A 23,337-nucleotide genomic window follows, 5' to 3' on the forward strand; every position below is an offset into this window, starting at 1 on the left:
GTTTTTCTTGAATAGTCAGCGCCCTACCAAGTAAGCTTTTTTGCTGAGCATCGTTCACCCATGCCCACCAAAGGAGCTGTATGACTCAACCCCATGTCCTCGTTATCGACGATGATACGGCCGTTCGTGAACTGCTCATCGCCACGTTGCTCAACGACGGCTATCAGGCGACCGGGGTGGGGGACGGCTTGGCCGGGATCCAGACGATCCAGGAACAGCCGGTCCATATCGTCATTACCGATTTGCAGATGCCCGGCATCGACGGGCTGGAAGTCATCGATCGCATTTCCAAGCTCGATTCCAAAATCATCACGATCGTCATGACCGGGTACGGGACGATCGACTATGCAGTCCGAACGATGAAAGCCGGCGCGTTCGATTTCATCACGAAACCGTTCGGGTCGGACACCGTCTCTCTCGTCGTCAAACGGGCCATCGAGGTCCAGAAGCTCAAGCAGGAAAACCACTTATTACGAAAAGCCGTCCGCGAGCAGTATCGGTTGGAACATCTGATCGGAACCAGCATGCCGATGCGCCGGGTGCTCGACTTCGTCGAAAAGGTCGCCGACAGCGAGAGCACCGTCCTGATCCAGGGAGAGAGTGGAACCGGCAAGGAGCTGATTGCGCGCATGCTCCATTTCAACAGCATGAGGCGCGATCGCCCGCTCGTGCCGGTCAATTGCGGCGCGATTCCGGAGAATCTCCTCGAATCGGAGCTGTTCGGTCATGAAAAAGGCGCCTTCACGGGCGCCGCCCATACGCGCCTCGGTCGTTTCGAACTCGCGCACGGCGGGACGCTGTTTCTCGACGAGATCGGTGAAATGCCGCTCCCGCTTCAAGTGAAACTGCTTCGCGCCGTCCAGGAGCGCTGTTTCGAACGGGTGGGGGGGAATAAGACCATCCATGTCGATGTCCGGATCATCGCCGCCACCAACCAAAATCTGGAACAGGCGGTCGCCGAGCGCCGGTTTCGACAAGACCTGTATTACCGGCTCCATGTGATCCCGATCGAAGTGCCGGCGCTCCGGGAGCGTCGAAGCGATATTCCGCTGCTGGTGAATCATTTCATCGAACGTCTGAACGAGCAGCGCAAAACTGAGGTTGCCGGGGTCGAGAGCGAAGCCCTGACCCGGCTCACCGACTATGACTGGCCTGGCAATATTCGGGAACTGGAGAATCTGGTGGAACGCGCAGTCGTACTCAAGAAGAAGGGCTGGATCACAGTCGCCGATCTGCCGGATCGTATGGCGAAGGCCGCCTCCTCGCAGGCCGACGTTCCGGACCACTTCATCCGTTTCAGTGAGGACGGCATCAATCTCACGAAAGAGCTGGAACAGTATGAGAACCGCTTGATCGGGGAAGCGCTTCGGAAAGCCAACGGTGTGACGAGCAAGGCCGCCCAGCTCCTGCAATTGAATCGGACCACGTTAGTCGAGAAGTTGAAACGCAAAGGGTTCGATGCCAAGACCCATGGGGAGACGATTCAGAACTGAGTCGAGCCGTTCTGCTCTTTCCGTCAAATCGTTGACCTCTTTTCGCCGGCGCTGTTGGGATTCCTGACGAGCCTCCTACCTTCTGCAGCGTGACTCCGCCGCTTTGCGCAATCTTTCACGACTCAGCCTCTACAGGCAAGAGGCACAAGACTTGCTGAGGTCTTGTCTGCCGTGCAAATTTTTCCCCTGGGTCGCATAATTTTTCCGCTGCTCCTGATTCCGCTGATTGTCGGGATCGGCCTGGCTGATCAGGCCGAGGCGGCCATCACGCGTGATGCGCCGTTTAGATGGCAAACGGCTCTTCCGCCGGAGGTCCCGGAACCGGCACCCCTCATTCAGACACCTCTCCCTGACGATGGACCGCGGTTCGAACGCTCGCAAGCCGATCCTGTTATGGAAGTGTTCGAACAGGGAGTGACGGCTTATGAGCAGGGCGACATTGCGAAAGCCGCCGGGCGGTTTGAGGCGTTCCTCCGATCGCACCCGCAGCATGAGGCGGCGCCGGCCGCGCGCGCCTTCCTTGTCGAATCACTCTTGCTTGCGCCGGCCGAGCACCCGCGACGGATGGAAGTCATCGAGGCCTATCGACTCTTGAGCCGCGATTCCACCGCGCCGGACAATGTGAAGCGCGCGCTCTGGCGAATAGGAGACCTCTATCGAGAATTGGGCTGGTACCAGGAATCGGAAATCGCCTATCAACAGGCGCTCGGTCGAGCGGGAGTCGACTCCTACGACGGGAGCCGGGCATTACTCGGACTCGGGTTTACACAGTTAGGAGCGAAAAGATGGACGGATGCCCAGAAGACATTTGAGCTGGCGCGGAAACATACCACCGATCCGGATGTGCTGCTCCATGCGTCGATCGGCACAGCACATGCCCTCTACCGGCAGGGGCGGATCGCGGAAGCGGATGGTTCGTATGCGGCCTCGTATGAGCGGTGGGGCAGCGCATTTCGCCGCCAACCCTACGGCCTGATTCGCTATGCCGCCACATCGCTTCACTTGAAGCGCACACAGATTGCCCGCCGGCTGCTGATGCAGTTTTACAATCTCTATCCCTCCAGACCTGAAGCGCCCGACGCGCTCTTGCAGGTGGCGGATAGTTACCAGCATGCGGACCAAGCAGGGGAGGCTGGCCTCTTCTACGCCGCAGTCGCGGCGCGATATCCCGATACCGACGCCGGCACGATCGCGCGCATCCGTCTGATCCGGCTCTCGGCAGAGCGCGGCGATGAAGCGACCACGCACGATCTGCCCCGCACGCTTGTCCGGTCCATATTTCTGAGCCTGCCGCTCGAACAAGTGGACCCGGGCCACCCGGCGCAGGTTCTCCAGGACATTGCCGGGCGGCATGCCGAATCCGGGATCGGAAGCGAGGCCTGGTTTCGGCTCGGCGAACTGGAGGAGCAGGCAGGAAACAGCGAGGAGGCGCTGGCCCTCTATGGGCGGGTTGCCGCGCGAGCCGGCCGCTTTGGGGAAGATCCGTGGCCGGACATCGCCGGCGCTCGTCTCAAGGTCCGTCTTCAGCCTTCCCTGGAAGCGGCTGTAGAGGCCAAAGATGATCTGGCCGCCGTCATGGTGTTTCACCGGCATGGGCCGCAAGCCGATCGTCTCTATGCCGGTCATCGACTTCTTCCGTTGGTGGCCGATGCGCATGCGCGGCTTGGCTTTTCCATCGAAGCCGCTCGCCTCTATCAATCGATTATTCGGGATCCGCAATCGGAAGCGTTTCTTGAACCGGCCCTGATCGGATTGGGCATGTGCTATTTGGATCAAGAGGACCCTCAGGCCGCGCAACGAGTCTTTGAACGGTATCGGCTGCAATTTCCTGTCGGCCGGTATGCCGCCGACGCCTTTCTCCTGCTTCTAACTTCGATGTCCCGGCAAGGGGCGCAGAAGGGTGTGGTCCGAATTGGGCGGCAATGGCTGCGGACTCATGTTCGCGATGAAGCCCGCAAGCATGTGCTGGCGAAAATCGGCATGGCGTTACTGGAACTCCAGCGGCCGGATGAAGCCCGGCGCGTCTTGGAGGAAGCCCACCGGCTCGGAGGGCTCGCGACTGCCGAACTGCTCGCCACGTATGGCGACCTGCTGAGCAAGGCAAACCGTCACCAACAGGCCATCGCGCTGTACCGCCAAAGTCTGACCGCCGGGCCGCATCGTGAGCTGGCCGGATGGGAACAGGTACAAATCGGCCGGAATTTTCGAGACGCCCGGCAGATCGAGCAGGCGCGAGCGTCTCTGGAGCAACTCAGCGAGGAAGAGCATCCATTGTTGTGGCGGGTGGCGATGGCCTTGGCGGGAGATCTGCGCCGGAGCCCGAAAGTGGAAAGGAGCCGCCCATGACCTCATCGCCCGCTGGAGCCGATCCCAACAACGGCGCGCTCTTGGCCCGTGCTTTTCAAGATTTCGATCAAGCGGCTTGTGTGCTGCAGCAGTCCTACGCGGCGTTGACGACGCGCCTGCGTGAACTGGATCTCGAACTGGCACAAAGCAACGCCACGCTGCGGAAGCATTTGAAGGAAACCGAAGAAATGAGGGCACATCTCACCGCCATTCTGGAGTCGCTGGACACGGGGATCCTCGTGACCGATCGCGACGGGACGGTGACCCGGTGCAATGCCGCTGTGGAGCAAATGCTCGGCATTCCTCGGGCATCATTGGAAGGCCGAGCCGCTCATGACATTCTGCGTGAGGCCAATATGGATCGCCGCGAGTATCCGCTGGTGGTCCGAGGCGGAATCGCCGTGTCCATGGCGCAGACTCAACTGTCCGATCCGGCCGGCCATGCCATCGGCAGCCTGCATCTGTTCCACGACGTGACGAAGGTGCGCCATCTGGAGGAGCGGCTTCAACGCCGGAACCGGCTGGCGGCCATGGGAGAAATGGTCGGCTGCATCGCCCATGAGATCCGCAATCCGCTCGGCAGCGTCGAGCTCTTCGCGTCGATGTTGCGGAAGGATCTGCAGGACCAGCCCGGGCTTCGAAGGTATGCCGAGCACATTTCCGTGGCGGTGCAGGCGATGGACCGGTTGTTGTCCAATCTGCTCCTTTACATGAAACCCGATCGATCGCAGGCCGCCTGGCACGACATGGAACCGTTGGTACAAGAGGCGTTGGCATTGGCGGCTCACGCCTTATCGACCGCGTCCATCGAGGTGCGGTTCGATTCGGATCGGCTCATCTCCCGTCTCTGGTGCGATGCGGGGCAGATCAAGCAAGTGCTCTTGAACCTCGTCCTGAATGCGGCCCAAGCCATGCCCCGGGGCGGCATCCTGACGATTACCGCGCGGGCCGATCATGGGCGCCGGCAGGCGGACGCGCAGGCGATTCGCCTGACGGTGCGGGACACAGGTCCCGGTATTCCGCCGGAACACCAATCACGCATCTTTGATCCCTTCTTCACGACCAAAGATGAGGGAACGGGATTAGGACTCGCCATCGTACATGCGTTGGTAGAGGCCCATCATGGCCGGATCGACGTCGAAAGTGTCCTCGGCCAAGGGACGGCGTTCATCGTCACCTTGCCGGGCCGACCTGGCTCGGCCGGTGAACATGTCTGCCATGAGATGGAGCAGGCGCTGCCTGTCGGAGAGGAGCTACGATCATGAGTGTCCAGGCCACAGTCCATGAACCCCTTCCGGTGCAAGAAGAGACCCGTCTCATCCTCGTGGTCGACGATGAACCGTCCATGCGGACCGCGCTGTCCGAGACCGTGCGGCGGATGGGGCATCGGGTCAAGACCGCGCTCGACGGGGCTGAAGCGATTGAGCAGGTCGAACGGCTCAAACCGTGGCTGGTGATCACCGATCTCAAGATGCCCCGGCTCAGCGGCTTGGACCTCGTGAAGGAGATCAAACAGAAATCTCCCGCGACCCTTGTCGTTTTGATGACGGCCTATGGCACGGTTGAAACGGCCGTGGAGGCGATGAAATGCGGCGCGAACGATTATATTTTGAAACCGTTTTCGACGGACCTTCTGGAGCGCATCATCGGCAATCTCCTTCAGGCAGCCGGCTCCGATGATGAGGAACTGCCCGTCACGCCGGAAGCCCGGCCGATTCTGACGCAGGACCCGGGCATGATCCGGCTGTTGACGACATTGGAAGGGGTCGCCGCCAGCCAGGCCACCGTGCTGATCAGCGGTGAAAGCGGGACCGGAAAGGAATTGCTGGCGCGATTCATTCACAGCCGGAGTCCCCGCGCCCACCGGCCGTTCGTCGCGCTCAACTGCGCCGCCTTGCCGGATAGCCTGCTGGAGAGCGAGTTGTTCGGGCACGAGCGGGGCGCGTTCACCGGCGCGGTGCAAAAAAAGCTGGGAAAATTTGAAATGGCTCATACGGGGACCTTGTTCCTGGATGAAATCAGCGAGATGAATCTGGGGTTGCAAGCAAAGTTGCTGCGGGTGTTGCAGGAGCGGGAGGTGGATCGCATCGGAGGGCGGGAGCCGGTGCCGGTCAATATTCGCGTCATTGCCACCACCAACCGATCTCTCTACCACGAAGTCGCGCAGGGACGGTTTCGAGAAGACCTGTTCTACCGTCTCAATGTGTTTCCGATTACCGTCCCGCCGCTTCGCGAAAGGACCGGCGATGTCGCGTTGCTGGCGCGCCATTTCGTGAAAGCGGCTGCCCAACGAAACGGCCTGCCGGTTCCGATCCTGTCCAGTCAGGCCATTGCGGACCTGTCGGCTCGGCCGTGGAAGGGAAATGTCCGGGAACTGGAAAACGTCATCGAACGGGCGACTCTCTTGGCCAATGGGGCCGCCATTGATCTGGGCCATATGGCGGCCGAAGGTGTGCCGGTTCAGAAAGACTTGCCGCCTGATGTTCCGGCAAGCCGGTCACCGACCGGTTCTCCCTACGGGTCGCTGTGGGAAATGGAACGCGATTTGATCTTCAAGACACTCGCGCGGGCGAAAGACAATCGCACCCATGCGGCGAAAGAACTCGGCATCAGCATCCGGACGCTCCGAAACAAACTTCGCGAATATCGTGACATGGGATATCAGGTGGGAGCGGATCCGGTGTCGGATGCGCGAGATGCAGAGTAATGCGTTCCCATAGGCAACAATTACCGGGTGCGGGAATATTCTGCCCGGCCGCACATCTTCACCGGCATCCGGTACGGTGATTGCACACAGAGGCTGGTGTAGCCCGGCAAAAGAAGAGAGGGAACATGACCATCTTCGACAAGACTATGCGGCTGCTCGAGCGGACCTTGGATTTACGTAGCGCCAGACAGCGAATCATCGCCTCCAACATCGCCAATGAGGAAACGCCTCGCTACCGCGCCGCTGATCTGAATTTCACCGATGCGCTCGCCTCCGCCACGCGTGGCCGCGCGCCAGTTGCACTCGCCGCAACGCATGGAAACCATTTCGGCGTGAAAGGCGACGCGATTCAGCGAGTGGTCGGGCGGGTCGAGGAAACGCCGGCCGGCGATGTGCCGCTCGATGCGAATACCGTGAACCTCGAACTGGAAATGGCCAAGATGTCGGACAATGCCATGCACTACAACACGACGGCGACGATCATGGCGATGCGATTGCGGGGAATCCTCAACGCCATCCGAGAAGGACGATGAGCCGGATCACCAAATCACCACGTCGTACTGTGAATGATGAATAGCAAAGAACTGCAAAGCGAAAATCGATCGTGGCATAGGGAAAAAGGAGAAGCATCATGGATATGACCGACAGTATCGCCGTTTCGGTATCCGCCCTCGATGCCCAGCGGCATCGTTTAAATGTCATCGCCAGCAATCTGGCCAACGCGCAATCGACGCGCACGCCGGCCGGCGGCCCCTATCGGCGCCGAGATGTGGTTTTCCAGACGGCGCCGGCTGCCGGTCAGTTCCAACAGGCTTTGCGCCATGCGGCGAACGGGCTGCACGCACATTCCTTGGACGGCGTGAAAGTTTCGAAAGTCGTCGAGGACCATAAACCGGGGCAAGTCGTCTACAACCCCCGGCATCCCGATGCCGACCAGAAGGGGTTCGTCACGATGCCGAACGTGAACGTCATGGAAGAGATGGTCAACATGATCGGAGCGTCCCGCGCGTATGAGGCCAATGTGCAGGCCATCAACGCCACCCGCAGCATGTGGAACCGCGCGCTTGAAATCGGGAGATAACCATGGAAAAGCTCGCCTCCCTCACGTCCGGTCTCCCGCTCATTGCCGAACCTTCCTCCATCGGTTCGTCCGCATCGGGCCAGACGGCAGGCGCGGGGTTCCAAGGCGTGCTGAAGGACGCCATCGCGTCGATCAACGAGATTCAGCAAGGCGCGAGTCAAGCCGTCGACGCGCTCGCGACCGGGCAATCCCAGAACATCCACCAGGCGATGATCGCGCTCCAGCAGGCCGATATCTCGTTCCAATTGATGATGGCGATCCGCAACAAGCTGGTCTCGGCCTACGAAGAGATTCAACGCATGCAAATCTAAACGGAACCCGGATGAGGGCGCCGTAACGAATCGGATCATTCATGTTTCCCAACTTCAGTCAGTTCACCATCAGTCAACGGATGATCATTCTCGTGGCCTTGGCGGGATCAATCGCGGGGCTGGTGGCTGTCGGCCTGTGGACGCAACAACCGGACATGCAGGTGCTCTTCTCCAATCTGGCTCCGGACGACGCGGGCGCGATCGTCGATAAACTCAAGGATGCCAAGGTGCCCTACGAGACCTCAGGCGGCGGGACGACGATCCTGGTGCCGAGCGCTCAAGTGCACGACATGCGGCTCCAACTCGCGGGACAGGGGCTGCCTCATGGCGGAGGGGTCGGCTTCGAGATCTTCGACCGGTCTACGCTGGGTATGTCGGAATTTGTGCAGAAGTTGAACTACCGGCGCGCGTTACAGGGCGAATTGGCCCGCACGATCGCGCAGATGCCGGAGGTCGAGCGGGCGCGGGTGCATCTCGCGATGCCGGAACGCCGGCTGTTTGCCACCGAGCAGGACCGGGCGCGGGCGTCGGTCGTTCTCTCACTTCGCGGCAGCCAGACGCTCGGCAAGGCTCAGGTGCAGGGCATTATTCATTTGGTTTCGAGCAGCGTTGAAGGCCTCCAGGCCAGGGACGTAACCGTGGTGGATGGACACGGGCAGTTGCTGTCCAATTCCTCGACCGATGAGACCGCCGGATTGACCGGTTCTCAATTGGAATATCAGCGGACGGTCGAGAAGGACATCGAGGGACGGATTCAATCCATGCTGGAGCGAATTGTCGGCGTCAATAAAGCAGTGGTGCGCGTGTCGAGTTTGTTGGACTTCCGCAAGGTGGAGACGACCGAGGAGCGATTCGATCCGAACGGGCAAGTCGTCCGGAGCGAACAGCGCGGCCAGGAGAAGGCGAGTGGGGTGAACGGCACGTCGGGAGGCGTGCCCGGTGTGGAATCCAATGTGCCGCCCGGATCCGACGTCGAAGCCACGCAGACCAGCTCGACCAGCAATCAGACGAGGAATGAAACCGTCAACTATGAAATCAGCCGGACGGTCTCGCGCATCGTCGAACCGATCGGCACGGTGAAACAACTCTCGGTCGCGGTCTTGGTGGACGGCACCTACGAGGCCGCCAAGGCGGCGGAGGGGGAGAAGCCCGTCGCAGAAGCGCCGAAAAAGTACGTTCCCCGTACCGATGAGGAGATGAAGCGAATCGAGGAGATTGTGAAGAAAGCGATGGGGTATTCGACCGACCGGCAAGACCAGGTGGAAGTGGTCAATATTCAGTTCGGATTTGGAGCCGAAGAGCCGGCCGGCGCGGCGGCCGAAGCGACAGTCGAATCATCGCGAGCCTGGTTGCCGTATCTCCGATATGCGGTCGGTGCAGTCCTCTTCGCACTCTTATTGTTCTTTGTCGTCCGGCCCTTGATGACAATGTTGGTCACAGCCGGACCGGCCGGCTCGGCGCATGAGGCGGGTCCCGCGCTTCCTGCGTCGGTCGGCCAGGTAGAAGCGGCGCTTGCGGGGAAACAACCGGCTCAAATCGTCGATATGGCGCGAAGTAATCCAGCCGCCACGGCGGTCGTCGTGAAGCAGTGGCTGAAGAGCAACGCCTGAGATGGCCAAGCATCTGACCGGAGAACAAAAAGCCGCGATCCTCCTGCGCGCGATCGGTGAAGACGCCGCCGCCCAGGTGATGAAGGCGTTGGACCCCAAGGATATCCGCAAGCTGGGCTCCTATATGAAGGATACGGCGCACATCACCAAAGATGAGGAGTCGTCGGTGATGGAGGAATTCGAGAAGGCCAGCGCCGCCGGGGAAGTCGAATTCGAAAGCAAAGAGTACATGAAAACGATCCTGGTCAAGGCCCTGGGGTCGGACAAGGCAACACGCCTGCTTGAATCGCTCAATACCAAGACCTATCCGGGCATCGATGCGTTGAAATGGATCGACCCGAAGACCGTGGCGCAGTTGCTGCGGGTCGAGCATCCGCAGACCATCGCCGTCTGCCTGGCGCATATCGAGCCGGACCAGGCGAGCGTGGTCGTGGGGGCGCTGCCCGAGGCCTTGCGCGCGGATGTGGCGCTGCGGCTCGCGACGATGCAAGAAGTCCAGCCGGACGTGCTTCAGGAATTGAGCGACAGTTTGCAGGAGTCGTTGCAATCCACCGCCGGTGGATCGAGTATGAACGTCGGAGGCGCCGAGCTGATGGCCAACATTCTGACCAGGCTGGATAAGGCGACGGAAGGCGGCATCATGGCGAAGTTATCCGAGCGGGATCAGGCGTTAGCCGACAGCATCCGGGCCCTCATGTTCGTCTTTGACGATTTGGTCAAGCTCGACGACCGCGCCGTCCAGGAATTGATGAAAGAGATCAGCAAGGAAGATCTGCCGATCGCCTTGCGGGGCGGCAGTCCCGAAGTGAAGGAGAAATTTCTCAAGAACATGTCGAGCCGCGCGTCTCAGATGCTCAGGGATGACATGGAAGCCCGCGGCCCCGTCAAAGTCAGCGACGTCGAGAAAGCTCAGCAGAATATTCTCAAGATCTGCCGGAAGCTGGAGGAGGAAGGACGCATCGTCATTGCCGGTGCGGGAGGCGAGGAACTGTTGTGAAAACGGCAGTGCGCTCCCGCGATTCGGAGGCCGTTCGCCCCCCCGCGCAAGCTCCGGCATCGGAGTTGGAACCCAAAAACATTCTGGTCGTGGACGATGAAGAGGCCGTCCGCCGGCTCCTGGCCGAACTGCTTCGTCTCGACGGCTATCATGTGCTCCAGGCGGGGACGGCCCAAGAGGCTCTGATCTGCCTGGCCGACCATCACGTCGCCTTGGTCATCATTGATGTCCAGCTTCCGGATATGGATGGCATCGCCCTGCTACAGCGGATGTTTGAAACGGATGACGGCATGCTTGGATTGGTCATGACCGGCTACGGCAATGTCGAGATGGCGGTGCGCGCCATGAAAGCCGGCGCCAGTGATTTTCTGGGAAAGCCGGTTCAAACGGAATTGGTTCGGCACACGGTCATGCGCCTGATGGAACTCCATCGATTGCGGCATGAAAACACGGTGCTGAAGCAAGCCATTATCCGCTCGGGCAATATCCGTCTCACCCGCCTAGCTCTAACCGACTTCGGGATGGCGGAACAAGCCAAGGACGTCACGGTTCAGGCCGAGTATCAGCGAGGCCTGGCTGATGGAGAGCAGCGGGCATCCGAGCGGCTGGCGTCCGTGCGCCGGGAGGAGCAGGAATTGGTGGCCACGGTCATCAACCGATTGGAAAGCACCTGGCGCCAGTTGCACGACACGATTGAACAGGACGTGGCATCCCTGGCATTCGGCATCGCTCAGAAAGTGCTGCGCGAAGCGGTCGCCGAACGGCCCGAACTCATCGTGGCTCAAGTACAGGCGGCGTTGGGACATGTGCAAGAACGCGGCTTGGTCAAAGTTTGCGTGAACCCGCTGGACCTCCCGCGACTCGAAGCGGCGCGCCGTGCCCTTGCGGAGCGGGCCGACGGAGCGCTGAGTATTAAATTGGAGGGCGATCCGCTGATTTTGCGCGGCGGTTGCCTGGTCCAGACCTCGAGCCGGCTGGTCGATGCGACCCTCGAGACCCAATTACTCCGTATTGGTGAAGCCTTGCGCGAGCGTGAATCCGGTGAAACTCACTGAACGGCTGGAACAGATTGAATCAATCGCAATCACTGGGCGGGTCGCCCAAGCAGTCGGCATTGTCATCGAAGGCACGGGACCGTTTACGTCGGTCGGAGAGGTCTGCGAAGTGACGCGCGAGGACGGCCTCGGCACCGTTCCCGCGGAAGTGGTGGGGTTTCGCGACGATCGTGTGCTGCTCATGCCGCTCGGCGACATGCAAGGCATCGGGCCCGGCAGTCGTTTGATCATGCAAGGGCGTGCCGCTTCCGTGCCGGTAGGTCCGCAGGTGCTGGGGCGCATCCTCGATGGCCTGGGGCAGCCGCTGGACGGATTGGGTCCGCTTCAGGGGGCGTTCCGGTATCCGATCCATGCGGCGCCGCCGAATCCATTGCACCGGGCCCGGATCACGCAGCCTATGGACCTGGGGGTCCGATCCATCAATGCCTTGCTGACCTGCGGCTTGGGGCAGAAGATCGGGTTCTTTGCCGGTTCCGGGGTCGGCAAAAGCATTTTGTTGGGGATGATCAGCCGCTATACCCAGGCCGATGTCAACGTCATCGCCATGGTGGGGGAGCGGGGCCGCGAGGTGAAGGAATTTCTGGAGCGCGATCTGACGCCCGATGCGCTCAAGCGGTCGATCGTGATCGTCGCGACCTCGGACCAGCCTCCGCTCGTCCGGATCCGCGGCGCGCTGATTGCCACGGCGATCGCCGAGTATTTTCGTGATTGCGGCAAGCATGTGCTGCTCATGATGGATTCGCTGACCCGCTTTGCCTACAGCCAGCGGGAAGTAGGGTTGGCCATCGGCGAGCCGCCCACGACGAAAGGTTATACGCCCTCGGTGTTTTCGGCCCTGCCGAAGCTGCTGGAACGGGTCGGCACCTGTCAAGGACCCGGCACGATTACGGGGCTGTACACCGTGTTGGTGGACGGGGACGACTTGAATGATCCGATCGCGGATTCCGTCCGATCCATTCTCGACGGCCACATCGTATTGTCGCGTGAATTGGCGGCCCGGAACCATTTTCCCGCGATCGATATTCTTCAGAGCACGAGCCGTGTCATGCGGGACGTCGTCTCGCCCGCCCATTACACTGCGGCTCGGCTGGTGTTCGAGCGGATGGCGTTATATCGGCGTTCCGAAGATTTGATTACGTTGGGCGCGTACAAGCCCGGGACGAGCAAAGAATTGGACAAGGCCGTGGCGGCCCATGAGGATATCAGCGCCTTTTTGCGGCAAGAGATTCGGCAGCCGGTCGCCTATGCCCGCGCCGTCGACGAACTCCTGGCGCTCGGCCAGAGGATCCAATGAACTTGTCCCGATTGCTGGCGTATCGCAGCCAAATTGAAGAGGCGCTTCGCATCGAATTGGCCGCGGCGGCGCGCCGCCTCCAGGAGGCAATGGAACGATCCGCCGCCTGTGAAGCGGAAGTAGCCGACAAGCAGCGACGTTATGTTGAGGCCGGTCGGGCCGGTCTGACGGTCGACGATGCGCATCACTGGTACATGGACATTGAGAGTGCTTCGGTCAAGGCGGCCAGGGCGATCGAAGCTCGTGACCGGTTGCATCGTGAGTGGACGGGCATGCAGGCCGATCTGATTGTCGCGATGCAGGAACGAAAGAAACTCGACATTCTCATCAGACGGCGCCTGGAGCTCTCGCAGCAAGCCCAACTCCATGAGGATCAGCGGCTCATGGACGAGCAGGCGGCCCGCCGGCGCGCCGTGAACAAAAATCGCCGCAGCGCGGTTCCATCGGGATCAGACTCGTATGGCTGACAATCCGATCACCGAGGTCGAGCGATCTCTCCCGGCGCGAATCATGGAAGCGGGGTCGCGGCCTGCTCGGTTTCTGTGTGTGCTGGCGACAGTCGGCTGGTTGTGCAGTGGTCAGGGCTCTGTCGAACGAGCCTGGGCCGAGGGGACTCGTGATCTCCCGCCTCCGGCCGGCGAGACCGCTCCAAAGGGCGGGCCGTCCGGTGAAGGCGCCTCCCAACGGGCAGTCGCCCCGGAATCCGACGAAAACAATATCGGTTCACAGCGTCTGCAAGGACCGGCGCTCACTGTTCCGAGTGAAATCATCGACATGCTCAATCAACGCAAGCGGCATCTCGATCGCCGTGAAGCCTCGTTGCGGGGCGAAGAAGAACGGCTGCGTATCCTGAAGGTCGAATTGGAGCAGATGCTCGAAAAGCATGAGAAAGCGGCCGCCGCACAGAAGCAACAAGGGGAGGAAACGCAAAAGCGGGATGAAGAGCGGAAGCTCCGCCGACAAAAGGAGTCGGCTGAAGCGCGCGCGCTGCATCAGTCCCAACTGGCGAAGATCTACGAATCGATGCCTCCTGAAGAGGCGGCGGCCAGCCTCGAGCGGATGCCGGAACGGAAGGCGATCGAGGTGCTCCGTATCCTCAAAGGTAAATCCGCCGGCGCCATTCTGGCGGCCATTCGGCCGGAACGAGCCGCCCGGTTGACCGAGCACTTGCTGACCCCGCCGTGATCTCTTGATCACGATGTCACGGAAGTTTTTGCCGCCTGTCTCAGTAAACTTTTCCCCATCCCTGCCGATTGCCGGATTGCTTCACTAAAAATCGTGCGGTTAGAGCGGAATTTTGAGTTGGGGCGTCTATGGCATGGCCCTTGTAATACCACGCCTTGGAGGATTGACACTCAAAATGATGCTGCTACCGACCATATTGCCGTCGCCAGCCGACAATCCGGCGGCGTCCAGTTCATCCGCGACGGAGTTTCTCGAGGGCCATCGTCCAAGACGCGACGAGCCAGTCCAAAGACGAGACTTCTCGTCCGTTCTCAATCGTGCCATCGAGCAGCGCCCGAGCGCATCCGACCGTTCGCGATCCATTGTTTGGCGGGAACGAGGTGATGAGACGGGTCCGGCATCTTCACCGGAGCGGCCGGTGTCATCGCGATCCGCACAGCGGCCGCGCGGGGCAGAAACTCACCGTGCGTCTCAATCGTACGATGCGACACAGTCATCGGCCACGGTGGATCAATCTGCGTCCGAGATGGAACGGCCTCAGGAAAAAGAGAGGGCTCACACAGAAGAGAAATCGAAAGCCGAGAGAGACCAGGTCCCCGAGAACCAGGTCGCCGGCATGATGGTCGCGCTCACGGCCTGCCTTGTCGAGCCCGGCGCGGTACAGGACGTAACGGAACATTCTGCAGATGACGCCCAACCGCCTGCCGCGCAACTTGTCGCGCAATCCGCCCCTGCAATGCCGGCGAGCCTCGCTGGGATGACGATGCAGCAGGCGGCGCCTGAGGCGAACATGAATGGGCACCGGCCGATGGTGGAAACCGGACAGGGGAATGGCAATCAGCCCCAGTCGACCGGGGCCAAGACCGAGCCGCTGCCCTCCGGGCCGGTTCCGGCGGGGGAGCAAGCAGGCGAGACCAACAGGGCGTACGCGCAATTGGCCGCAGATGCCTCGACATTGGCCTCTCTTCCATCGAGCAGTGGCGAGACCGTCAGCCCGGATCAATCTGGTCGATCCCTGTCTCAGGTTCCTCTTCCCGGAGAGGCGCCTTCGATTCGAAACCTCAGGGCCGGGGCGGAGGACCGGCAGATGGGTGATCATTCCGTAGCGGGGCTGACAGGAGAGAATCCCGTCTCTTCGGACCTGTCGCGAGCAAGCCAGGGACAGGAGTACGCGATGGGCGAGCGCGATGACCGGGCGGCCGACGGCAAGCTAGAGCCGCGTGGAGCCGGTCAGAGCCATGGACATGGTGAATCCGGATTCGGGGAGACAGTCGCAGCGTTGGGCGGCGATAAGCCGGCGTTGAGTGAAGGCGGAGCGGGGAAAACCGGTTCCTCGCTTGCGACCGGCCGGATGGGAGCCACGTCAGAAGCCTCTCAAAGCGAGGTCCGTCCGTCCGTCATGCAGTCGGTCAGCCTGTATCTCGAACCGGCCGATCTCGGCCCCGTCAATGTGCGCATTTTCATGATGGATCGTACGGTTCATGCTCATATCCGAACCGAACATATGGACCTTGGACAGGGCATGCTCAGCCAGCAGCAGCAATTGGAGACCAAGCTGCAGAACTCCGGTCTGGAAATGGGGCAGTTCAAGGTCACGGTGGATCAGCAACAGCTGTCCCGCGGCGATTCGCACGGCTGGCTTCGCCAGGAACCGGCGTGGCATCCCGCCGGTGATGAAGCCAATATGCGCGGAACTGAGCAGGGCGGGCGGGAGCCGATCGCAATGGATCCACGGCCGAGGCTGGGGATCGTCAGTATTTTCGCATGAGGATCATGGCGCGGAGCGATTCATTTTCCAGGAGGATATGAGATGGACATCAGTCAATTGATCAACGGCTCCTCATCCACGAATTCGACGACGACTCCGGTGACGGACGGGCCGAAACCATTGGGCCAGGATGATTTTCTGAAACTGTTGGTGACGCAGTTGCAGCATCAAGATCCGATGAATCCGATCGAAAATCAGGACTTCATCGCTCAGACCGCACAATTTACGCAGTTGGAACAGTTGACGAAGCTCGTCGACCTGATGGAGCAAAGCGTGTCACTCCAGAAGGCCGCGCAAGACTCGGCACAGACGGATACCTCGCAGCAAAAGGCGCCGGAGACGAGCGCGACTGCGTAGCCATCAGGAAGAAGCCGGTACACCGAAGGAGGAGGAGACATGGGAATTCTCACAGGCATGTTTACCGCGGTCACGGGGTTGAATTCATACGGCAACGCAATGTCGGTTATCGGAAACAATATCGCAAACGTGGGAACCGTCGGATTCAAGTCCAGCCGCGCAACCTTTGCGGAACTGGTGTCCGCCAGTCTCGCCGGGGGCGCCGGCTCCGACCAGATCGGCCTGGGTGTCTTTATGAACGATGTCCAGGCCAACTTTACCCAAGGATCTCTGACGACCACCGGCAAGACGTTTGATTTGGCTATCGACGGCAATGGTTTCTATCTTCTCAGCGATAACGCCGGCGCCGGATTTTACTCGCGAGACGGGCAGTTCAAAGTGAATAATCAGGGGCAAATAGTGAATGCCGGCGGCTTCCTGCTGCAGGGCTATCAGGCGGATGCCAGCGGCAACATTACCAATACCATCGGCAATATCACGTTGACCTCCAATGCGGTCCCTCCGCAGGTCACGAGCACCGCCTCGATCCGGGCGAATCTCGATGCCAATGCCACTGCGCCGACCGGCGCCTTCAACGTGAGCGATCCCACGACCTATAATTTCTCGACGGGCTTGCCCGTCTACGATTCGCTGGGCAATGCGCAGCAGCTCCGGCTGTATTTCGTGAAGACGTCCACGGCCAATACCTGGAATCTGTACTCGCAGGTCGGGAGCGCCGCCCCTGTCGCGCAGACCAACCTGGCGTTCAACACAAGCGGCGCGCTGACCTCCGGCGGATCGCAGGCCATGTCCCTCGTCATCCCCGGAGGAGCGACCACACCGCAAACGGTGACCGTAGACTTTTCCAACGTGACGCAATTCGGTTCGCCGTCCGGTGTCATCGATCAAATCCAAAATGGGTTTGCCTCCGGAACGTTGGATCGCATCTCGGTCGACGCTCAAGGAAAGGTGGTTGCGCAGTTCACGAACCGCCAGACCAGGGCCCTGGCCCAAGTCGTCCTGAACCGGTTCGTGAATCCGGAAGGATTGGCCAAGGGGAGAGATAACCTGTTCATCGAATCGATCGAATCCGGCGCGCCGCTCTCCGGGGCGCCTACGACGAACGGTCTCGGCAAGGTGGTGTCCGGGGCGGTCGAGCAATCGAATGTGGACCTCGGCAAGGAATTCGTGGACATGATTATTACCCAGCGCGCGTTTCAGGCCAATTCCCGCGCCATCACCACCAGCGACGAGATGTTGCAGGAATTGGTCAATCTGAAGAGATAAAGTCCGAGTGAATGAGAAACGAGGAATGAGCAACCCTCATTTCTCGTTTCTTCCCATTCCATTCCTCATTCCTCATTTCCTCATTCCTCATTCCTCATTTCTTCCTAAAGGGCTCCGTCAACCGTCTGTCAGGGCAGGCGAGGGGTTTGTCACCTTACTGACGGCAGCGCGGCATTCAGCAGGCCGTTTCGCGCGTGACGCCTGAGTTTTACGTTTTTGTAGGTGGCATATGCATTGCAAACCTCTCTACCCCGGCGACACAGTCGTGAGGAGGAAGCTCTATGGCGGAAGCAGCGGCTGAAGAGAAAATGACAGTGCCGGTGGCGAGCGGCATTCCGTTGAAGGTAGTGATAATCATCGTCGCGGCGGCCATGCTCATCGGGTTGGGCGGGGCGTACGTGCTCTTTCGGATGACGGCCGGTTCAAAAGCCGTCGAAGACACCAAGGCCGAAGTCGCTGCCGATAAGTCAGCGGGGAACCAGGAAGCCGGGAAAAAGGGCGGTCATGGAGTCGAGCCGGGCGCGATCGCCGATCTGGAACCCTTCATCGTCAATCTAGCCGACACGCCCGAGATCCGTTATCTCAAATTGAACGTGAAGTTGGAGTTGGACCGCTCCGAAGCCACTGAGGAAGTCAAAGCGCGCACACCGCAAATCCGAGACAGCATCTTGGTCCTCCTGACGAGCAAGGATTCGGCGGCCATCCGGAGCCCTCAGGGAAAAGCGCAGCTTCGCGAGGAGATTACTCAGCGGATCAACGGCCTCTTGCCGAGGCCCGGCGTCCGGTCCGCGTATTTCACGGAATTCGTCATTCAGTAGTCATCGTCGGCGGCTGGATCCATGGATAAAATCCTGTCTCAGGAAGAAATCGACGCCCTGATGGGCGGCGTCGTGTCCGGCGAAGTCGATACCACGCCCAAAGAGGAGAGCCCGGGCGGTATCAAGGGATATGATCTTCTCAACCAGGAGCGGATCATTCGCGGGCGCATGCCCACGATGGAGATGATCAACGATCGGCTGTCCCGCCGCCAATCGATTGCCTGGACCAGTGTCTTGCGCGAGAAGGTCGAGTTTAGCGTCGTCGGCACCGAGATCGTGAAGTTCGGCGATTTTATCAAGCGCATACCACTGCCGTCCTCTCTGAATATCTTCGTCATGGAACCGCTCAGGGGTAACGGGCTGTTCGTCATGGATGCCTCGCTCGTGTATCTCATCGTCGATTATTTTTTCGGCGGCAAGGTTCAGACGCACGTCAAGCCGGAAGGGCGGGAGTTCACACCTATCCAACTGCGCCTCATCAAGAAATTCGTGCAACATGCGATGGCGGATCTTGAGCGGGCCTGGCAAGCTGTGTTGCCGGCCAAAATTTCCCATACCAGATCCGAGAGCAATCCTCAGTTTGCCATGGTCGTGACGATGACGGAGATTGTGGTCGTGGTGACGTTGCAGGTTCAGATTGGTGAGGCGTCGCGCGATCTCTTCATCGCGTACCCCTATGCCATGCTTGAACCGATCAAGGAGAAACTCTACTCCGGACTCTTCGCCGACCATATTGAACAGGACAGCAGCTGGGAAAGCCGGTTTCGCGAGTCGCTTCAGGATTGTGCCGTATCCGTGAAGGTCCGATTGGGAACCGCCACGGTCAACGTGCAGGACGTGCTCAACTTCTCGCCCGGCGACGTGCTCTTGCTGAACGAGCACCCGGGCGACCCTCTGTGGTGTTTTGTCGAAGATCGGCCCAAATTTCTCGGCTCCCCGGGAGTCTTTAAGGGCAATCATGCCTGCCGAATCAGTAAGGTGCTCTCATGAATGAGGGCGCCGCACGAAGGAGAATCATTCATGGCTAATACCGAGGTCAGCCAGCCGGCCGGTAATGGGGCGGCGGACAACGCGGGATCGGCCGCGCAGCCGGCTGCATTTCCTCCCGTCGAAGAGACGAGCCAGGCGGCGAGCAATAAAAATATCGACTTTCTCCTCGATATTCCGCTGCAAGTGACCGTGCACATCGGCGGCACGCGCATGTTGATCAGGGAACTGCTGCAACTGGGGCAAGGGTCCGTCATCGAATTGGACAAACTCGCGGGTGAGCCGATGGAAGTCTTGGTGAACAATAAGCTGGTCGCGCGAGGGGAAGTCGTCGTCGTCAACGAAAAATTCGGGATCCGGCTCACCGATGTCGTGAGCCCGAATCAACGTCTGCAGCAGCTCGGCTAGTCGCGGGAAGGGCGGGGTCTCGGCGAATACTTCACCAGATCACTAGCTCATCAAGTCGCCAAATGACAGGATACGATGGAATTCTGGGATAGCGCGGTTCGAATGGTAGCGTCGCTGGCTCTGGTGCTGGGGCTGATCTTGGGTCTGCTGGCATTGGCGAGGACGATCGTGGGCCGGCGGTTGCTCGGGGCGTCGGGAACGCCGTTGATCCGCGTATTGGGGAGCGGCTATGTGGGGCCTCGCAAACAGGTGCTCGTCGTCGCGGTGGCCGGCGAAGTGCTGATTCTCGGGACGACGGCGACGGACCTTGTTCACTTGGGAAGGCTCACGGATCCCGATCACATCAAATTGGCTTTGTCGCATTCCGGTACCGGCGGGATGCCGGCCGATCGCATGACGACAGCGCTCACTGGAACCATGGGTGAGCATGTTATCGGATAGGTCTTCGTCAATCGGTTCCACATCCGCAGTACCGTTGCCGCCTCTGCTATTCGGCATCACGCTGCTTGTCTTTTTCATCGTTCCTCTCGACGGGTCGCCGGTGTTGGCTCAGGGTCCCTCCGTCACCATCGACTTAGGACAGCAAGGTCCCAAGCAAACGGCCGTGGTGCTTCAGATCCTCGCGCTGCTGACCGTCCTGTCGCTCGCGCCCGCTTTGTTCATCATGGTGACGTCGTTCACGCGGATGGTGATCGTCCTCTCCTTCCTTCGTCAGGCGCTCGGTACGCAGCAGGTTCCTCCCAATCAAGTTCTGATCAGCCTCGCGTTGTTTCTCACCCTCTTTGTCATGGCGCCGGTCGGAAACGCCGTCTACCAGGATGCGGTGCAACCGCTGATCTCGGAGCGCATCGGTTATGAAGAGGCCTGGTCGCGGGGCATTCAGCCGATCCGCGCCTTCATGCTGAAACAGATGCGGGACAAGGACCTCGAACTCTTCATCGATCTGGCCCATCTCAGCAAGCCGGAAAGCGTCGATCAGGTGCCGACCCACATCGTCATTCCGGCCTTTATGCTCAGCGAACTGCGCATCGCATTCCAGATCGGGTTCCTGATTTATATTCCGTTTTTGATCGTCGACATGGTCGTGGCCAGCGTCCTGATGTCGATGGGCATGATGCTGTTGCCGCCCGTCGTCATTTCTCTGCCGTTCAAGTTGATACTCTTCGTGCTGGCCGACGGCTGGTATCTGGTGGTCGGCTCGATGGTGAAAAGCTTTGTGTAGGGGAACGGGAAAGGCGCACGTCTCGGGTGAACGATTGCAGAGCAATCGGTGGGCCGGGTGGGTGAAATAGCGCGCCGGGGTGGGCGGGTGAAAACGGGAAAGGCGCACGTCTCCGGTGAACGATTGCAGAGCAATCGGTGGGCCGGGTGGGTGAAATAGTGCGCCGGGGTGGGCGGGTGAAAACGGGAAAGGCGCACGTCTCGGGTGAACGATTGCAGAGCAATCGGTGGGCCGGGTGGGTGAAATAGTGCGCCGGGGTGGGCGGGTGAAAAATGACTCCTGAGATCGTGACAGAAATCGGGCGGCAGGCGATTGAAACGACCCTTCTGGTGTCGGCGCCCATGCTGGGATTGAGTTTAGTGGTCGGTTTGTTAGTCAGCATCTTTCAGGCGATGACCCAGATCAACGAAGCCACCCTGTCCTTCGTACCTAAAGTAATCGCGGTGTTCGGTGCGGTCCTGATGTTTCTGCCTTGGATGATGGGAGTCCTTATCGCTTTTATGACCCAATTGATTACTAACATTCCGCTCTATGTCCACTAGGGAAGGCGCGTTCTAGATGCAAGTGGGTCACACGCTTCAATGGGCACTGCCTCATTTCCAGGCCTATACGGTTCTGCTGGTACGGATCGCGGGTCTCATGAGCGTCTTCCCGATTCTAAACAGCCGGTCGATCCCGGTGACGATAAAGACTGCGCTGGTGACGGTGCTCGGTTTGGTCCTGGCGCCCGTCGTCCACTTGCCGGAATTGCCGGACAGCGCGCCGGTCGTGATGGTCGGCGTCATCGGCGAATTTCTCATCGGCTTGGTCATCGGCCTGGCGGTGCGCTTATTGTTCTCCGGGTTTGAAGTGGCGGGCGAACTGGTCGGGAGCCAGATGGGCTTCAGCGTCGTGCAGTTGCTCGATCCGTCCACGCACCAACAGGCTCCGTTGATCGGGCAGTTTCAAACACTCATCGCCTCGCTAACCTTTCTATCGCTGAACGCGCATCTCGTGATCGTGCGGACGATCGGGATGAGTTACGAACTGGTGCCGCCCTTCGGGGCATCGTTGTCCCATGAATTGGCGGCCGACGTCATTCACCTCTCGCAGAACATGCTGGTGGTGGCTCTGAAACTGTCGGCCCCGGTGTTCTGCACGATTCTCATTGTCAATGCCAGCATGGCGATGCTGGGGCGGGCCGTGTCGCAGATGAACGTCTTTGTTCTGAGCTTTCCCATTACAATCGGCGCCGGCCTGTTCGTCATGGGATTGGCCTTGCCCTATTCGTTGCACCTGTTCCAAAGCGAATTCCTCAAATTAATCGAAACCATCTTCGGCTTATTGCACAGGTTGGGGCATGGCTGAGTCGGGACAAAATCGCACGGAACGCGCGACTCCGAAACGGAAGGAGGAGGCGCGGCGCAAAGGACAAGTCGCGCTCAGCCGCGACGCGACGGCGGCCGCCGGCATCCTCGGGAGCCTCGCGCTGCTCTATTGGCTGACCATGCCCGGCATCGGATCATTGATCACGATCCTTCAGCATTGGCTGATGCTCGCGATGGATGAGACGGCCCGCCGGACGTTGACCCTGGATCACCTGCATCTATTGTTGGGTCGGATCGGAAGCGACGTGTTCATGTTGCTGGCCCCCATTATGGCCGGGATTGCGGTAGTGGGCATCGGGGCGAACCTCGCGCAGACCGGCTTTCTGTGGCGGCGTGAGGGGTTGCAGTTCGATCCGGCACGCGTGGACCCCATGAAGGGACTGAGCCGGCTCTGTTCACTGCGTTCGCTGACCGAGTCGTTCAAGGCGTTGCTGAAGATTGCCGCAATCGGGGGGACCGGGGTCCTTGCGATCCGGCAGGAAATGGTTCGATTCCCGGAACTCACTCAATACGAACTGCAGGGGCTGCTGCTTGCGGTGGGCTGGATCACGCTGAAAGCCGCGCTGCTCATGGCCTGCGCCGCCGCCGTGATCGGCCTGCTCGATTACGCCTATCAACGGTATGAATGGGAACGCAGCCTTCGGATGACGAAAGAGGAGATCAAGGAGGAGCAGCGCGAGGCCGAGGGCGATCCGATGTTGCGGGCGCGCGTCCGCACCGTGCAGAAGGAGATGGCGCGCCGGCGCATGATGGCCGCCGTCCCGACGGCGGACGTGGTGGTGACGAACCCGACCGAGCTTGCCGTCGCGCTTCAATACAAGCCTGATCGCATGGCCGCTCCCGTGGTCGTGGCGAAGGGCGCCGGTTTTGTCGCGGCACGTATCCGGGAAATCGCGCGCCAGCACGGCATCCTGATCGTGGAAAACAAGCCGGTGGCCCGGACCTTGTTCAAACTGGTCGACATCGGTCGCGAGGTGCCCGCCGACTTGTATCGTGCGGTCGCCGAAATTTTGGCGTTTGTCTATCGTGTACGCGGAAACGTGGCGCCGCGAACGGACGTATAGG

Annotated in this window: 24 protein-coding genes; all 24 read left to right on the forward strand. The window is 60.2% G+C overall.

Annotated features, from left to right (window positions below; all coding sequences use genetic code 11):
* The first annotated feature begins 80 nt into the window (after positions 1-80).
* The 24 genes from ACWGXE_RS09100 (at position 81) to flhB (ending at position 23,336) form a co-directional block, all read left to right on the forward strand.
* Positions 81-1,493 (forward strand): sigma-54-dependent transcriptional regulator, encoded by a 1,413-nt coding sequence (locus ACWGXE_RS09100; RefSeq protein ID WP_447603058.1) that lies wholly within the window; start codon positions 81-83, stop codon positions 1,491-1,493.
* A 171-nt stretch (positions 1,494-1,664) separates the two neighbouring features.
* Entirely contained in the window at positions 1,665-3,839 is a 2,175-nt protein-coding gene (locus tag ACWGXE_RS09105) for a tetratricopeptide repeat protein (protein WP_447603060.1), read from the forward strand.
* Complete coding sequence (locus tag ACWGXE_RS09110; protein WP_447603062.1) at positions 3,836-5,104, forward strand: two-component system sensor histidine kinase NtrB; 1,269 nt, start codon at positions 3,836-3,838, stop codon at positions 5,102-5,104. Before ACWGXE_RS09105 ends, ACWGXE_RS09110 begins: the two co-directional genes overlap by 4 nt.
* Positions 5,101-6,546 carry a sigma-54-dependent transcriptional regulator gene (locus ACWGXE_RS09115; protein ID WP_447603063.1) on the forward strand — a complete coding sequence of 482 codons (1,446 nt, stop codon included), beginning with the start codon at positions 5,101-5,103 and terminating at the stop codon, positions 6,544-6,546. The genes ACWGXE_RS09110 and ACWGXE_RS09115 overlap by 4 nt, the downstream gene beginning before the upstream one ends.
* 125 nt (positions 6,547-6,671) lie before the next feature.
* Complete coding sequence (gene flgB / locus ACWGXE_RS09120; RefSeq protein WP_447603064.1) at positions 6,672-7,079, forward strand: flagellar basal body rod protein FlgB; 408 nt, start codon at positions 6,672-6,674, stop codon at positions 7,077-7,079.
* Between the two features lie 98 nt (positions 7,080-7,177).
* Positions 7,178-7,627 (forward strand): flagellar basal body rod protein FlgC, encoded by a 450-nt coding sequence (flgC, locus tag ACWGXE_RS09125; protein ID WP_447603066.1) that lies wholly within the window; start codon positions 7,178-7,180, stop codon positions 7,625-7,627.
* A 2-nt stretch (positions 7,628-7,629) separates the two neighbouring features.
* The gene (gene fliE, locus ACWGXE_RS09130; RefSeq protein WP_447603067.1) at positions 7,630-7,938 is read left to right on the forward strand and encodes a flagellar hook-basal body complex protein FliE; all 309 of its coding nucleotides are present in this window, start codon (positions 7,630-7,632) and stop codon (positions 7,936-7,938) included.
* Between the two features lie 41 nt (positions 7,939-7,979).
* Positions 7,980-9,548: a flagellar basal-body MS-ring/collar protein FliF gene (gene fliF / locus ACWGXE_RS09135; RefSeq protein WP_447603069.1), complete on the forward strand. Its 1,569-nt coding sequence runs from the start codon at positions 7,980-7,982 to the stop codon at positions 9,546-9,548.
* A 1-nt stretch (position 9,549) separates the two neighbouring features.
* Complete coding sequence (gene fliG, locus ACWGXE_RS09140; RefSeq protein ID WP_447603070.1) at positions 9,550-10,545, forward strand: flagellar motor switch protein FliG; 996 nt, start codon at positions 9,550-9,552, stop codon at positions 10,543-10,545.
* Positions 10,542-11,600, forward strand: coding sequence for a response regulator (locus ACWGXE_RS09145; protein ID WP_447603072.1), 1,059 nt, complete (start codon positions 10,542-10,544; stop codon positions 11,598-11,600). The genes fliG and ACWGXE_RS09145 overlap by 4 nt, the downstream gene beginning before the upstream one ends.
* Positions 11,527-12,894 carry a FliI/YscN family ATPase gene (locus ACWGXE_RS09150; protein ID WP_447603074.1) on the forward strand — a complete coding sequence of 456 codons (1,368 nt, stop codon included), beginning with the start codon at positions 11,527-11,529 and terminating at the stop codon, positions 12,892-12,894. The genes ACWGXE_RS09145 and ACWGXE_RS09150 overlap by 74 nt, the downstream gene beginning before the upstream one ends.
* Positions 12,891-13,361, forward strand: a complete 471-nt coding sequence (locus tag ACWGXE_RS09155; protein WP_447603076.1) for a flagellar export protein FliJ — start codon at positions 12,891-12,893, stop codon at positions 13,359-13,361. Before ACWGXE_RS09150 ends, ACWGXE_RS09155 begins: the two co-directional genes overlap by 4 nt.
* Positions 13,354-14,079 (forward strand): MotE family protein, encoded by a 726-nt coding sequence (locus tag ACWGXE_RS09160; protein ID WP_447603078.1) that lies wholly within the window; start codon positions 13,354-13,356, stop codon positions 14,077-14,079. Before ACWGXE_RS09155 ends, ACWGXE_RS09160 begins: the two co-directional genes overlap by 8 nt.
* A gap of 418 nt (positions 14,080-14,497) precedes the next feature.
* Positions 14,498-15,847, forward strand: coding sequence for a flagellar hook-length control protein FliK (locus ACWGXE_RS09165; protein WP_447603080.1), 1,350 nt, complete (start codon positions 14,498-14,500; stop codon positions 15,845-15,847).
* A 42-nt stretch (positions 15,848-15,889) separates the two neighbouring features.
* Positions 15,890-16,204 carry a flagellar hook assembly protein FlgD gene (locus tag ACWGXE_RS09170; protein ID WP_447603082.1) on the forward strand — a complete coding sequence of 105 codons (315 nt, stop codon included), beginning with the start codon at positions 15,890-15,892 and terminating at the stop codon, positions 16,202-16,204.
* A 39-nt stretch (positions 16,205-16,243) separates the two neighbouring features.
* Complete coding sequence (gene flgE, locus ACWGXE_RS09175; protein WP_447603084.1) at positions 16,244-17,470, forward strand: flagellar hook protein FlgE; 1,227 nt, start codon at positions 16,244-16,246, stop codon at positions 17,468-17,470.
* Between the two features lie 281 nt (positions 17,471-17,751).
* A complete protein-coding gene (locus ACWGXE_RS09180; protein WP_447603086.1) occupies positions 17,752-18,288 on the forward strand; it encodes a flagellar basal body-associated FliL family protein in 537 nt (178 codons plus the stop codon).
* A gap of 21 nt (positions 18,289-18,309) precedes the next feature.
* The gene (gene fliM / locus ACWGXE_RS09185; RefSeq protein WP_447603087.1) at positions 18,310-19,278 is read left to right on the forward strand and encodes a flagellar motor switch protein FliM; all 969 of its coding nucleotides are present in this window, start codon (positions 18,310-18,312) and stop codon (positions 19,276-19,278) included.
* 30 nt (positions 19,279-19,308) lie between these two features.
* Complete coding sequence (gene fliN, locus ACWGXE_RS09190) at positions 19,309-19,683, forward strand: flagellar motor switch protein FliN (protein WP_447603089.1); 375 nt, start codon at positions 19,309-19,311, stop codon at positions 19,681-19,683.
* 75 nt (positions 19,684-19,758) lie between these two features.
* Entirely contained in the window at positions 19,759-20,124 is a 366-nt protein-coding gene (locus tag ACWGXE_RS09195; protein WP_447603091.1) for a flagellar biosynthetic protein FliO, read from the forward strand.
* Between the two features lie 34 nt (positions 20,125-20,158).
* Complete coding sequence (fliP, locus tag ACWGXE_RS09200) at positions 20,159-20,905, forward strand: flagellar type III secretion system pore protein FliP (protein WP_447603093.1); 747 nt, start codon at positions 20,159-20,161, stop codon at positions 20,903-20,905.
* Between the two features lie 272 nt (positions 20,906-21,177).
* Positions 21,178-21,447 (forward strand): flagellar biosynthesis protein FliQ, encoded by a 270-nt coding sequence (gene fliQ, locus ACWGXE_RS09205; RefSeq protein ID WP_447603095.1) that lies wholly within the window; start codon positions 21,178-21,180, stop codon positions 21,445-21,447.
* Positions 21,448-21,463: 16 nt separating this feature from the next.
* Complete coding sequence (fliR, locus tag ACWGXE_RS09210) at positions 21,464-22,252, forward strand: flagellar biosynthetic protein FliR (protein ID WP_447603097.1); 789 nt, start codon at positions 21,464-21,466, stop codon at positions 22,250-22,252.
* Positions 22,245-23,336: a flagellar biosynthesis protein FlhB gene (flhB, locus tag ACWGXE_RS09215; RefSeq protein ID WP_447603099.1), complete on the forward strand. Its 1,092-nt coding sequence runs from the start codon at positions 22,245-22,247 to the stop codon at positions 23,334-23,336. The genes fliR and flhB overlap by 8 nt, the downstream gene beginning before the upstream one ends.
* Position 23,337 lies beyond the last annotated feature (1 nt).

The sequence above is a fragment of the Nitrospira sp. Nam80 genome (assembly GCF_965152575.1).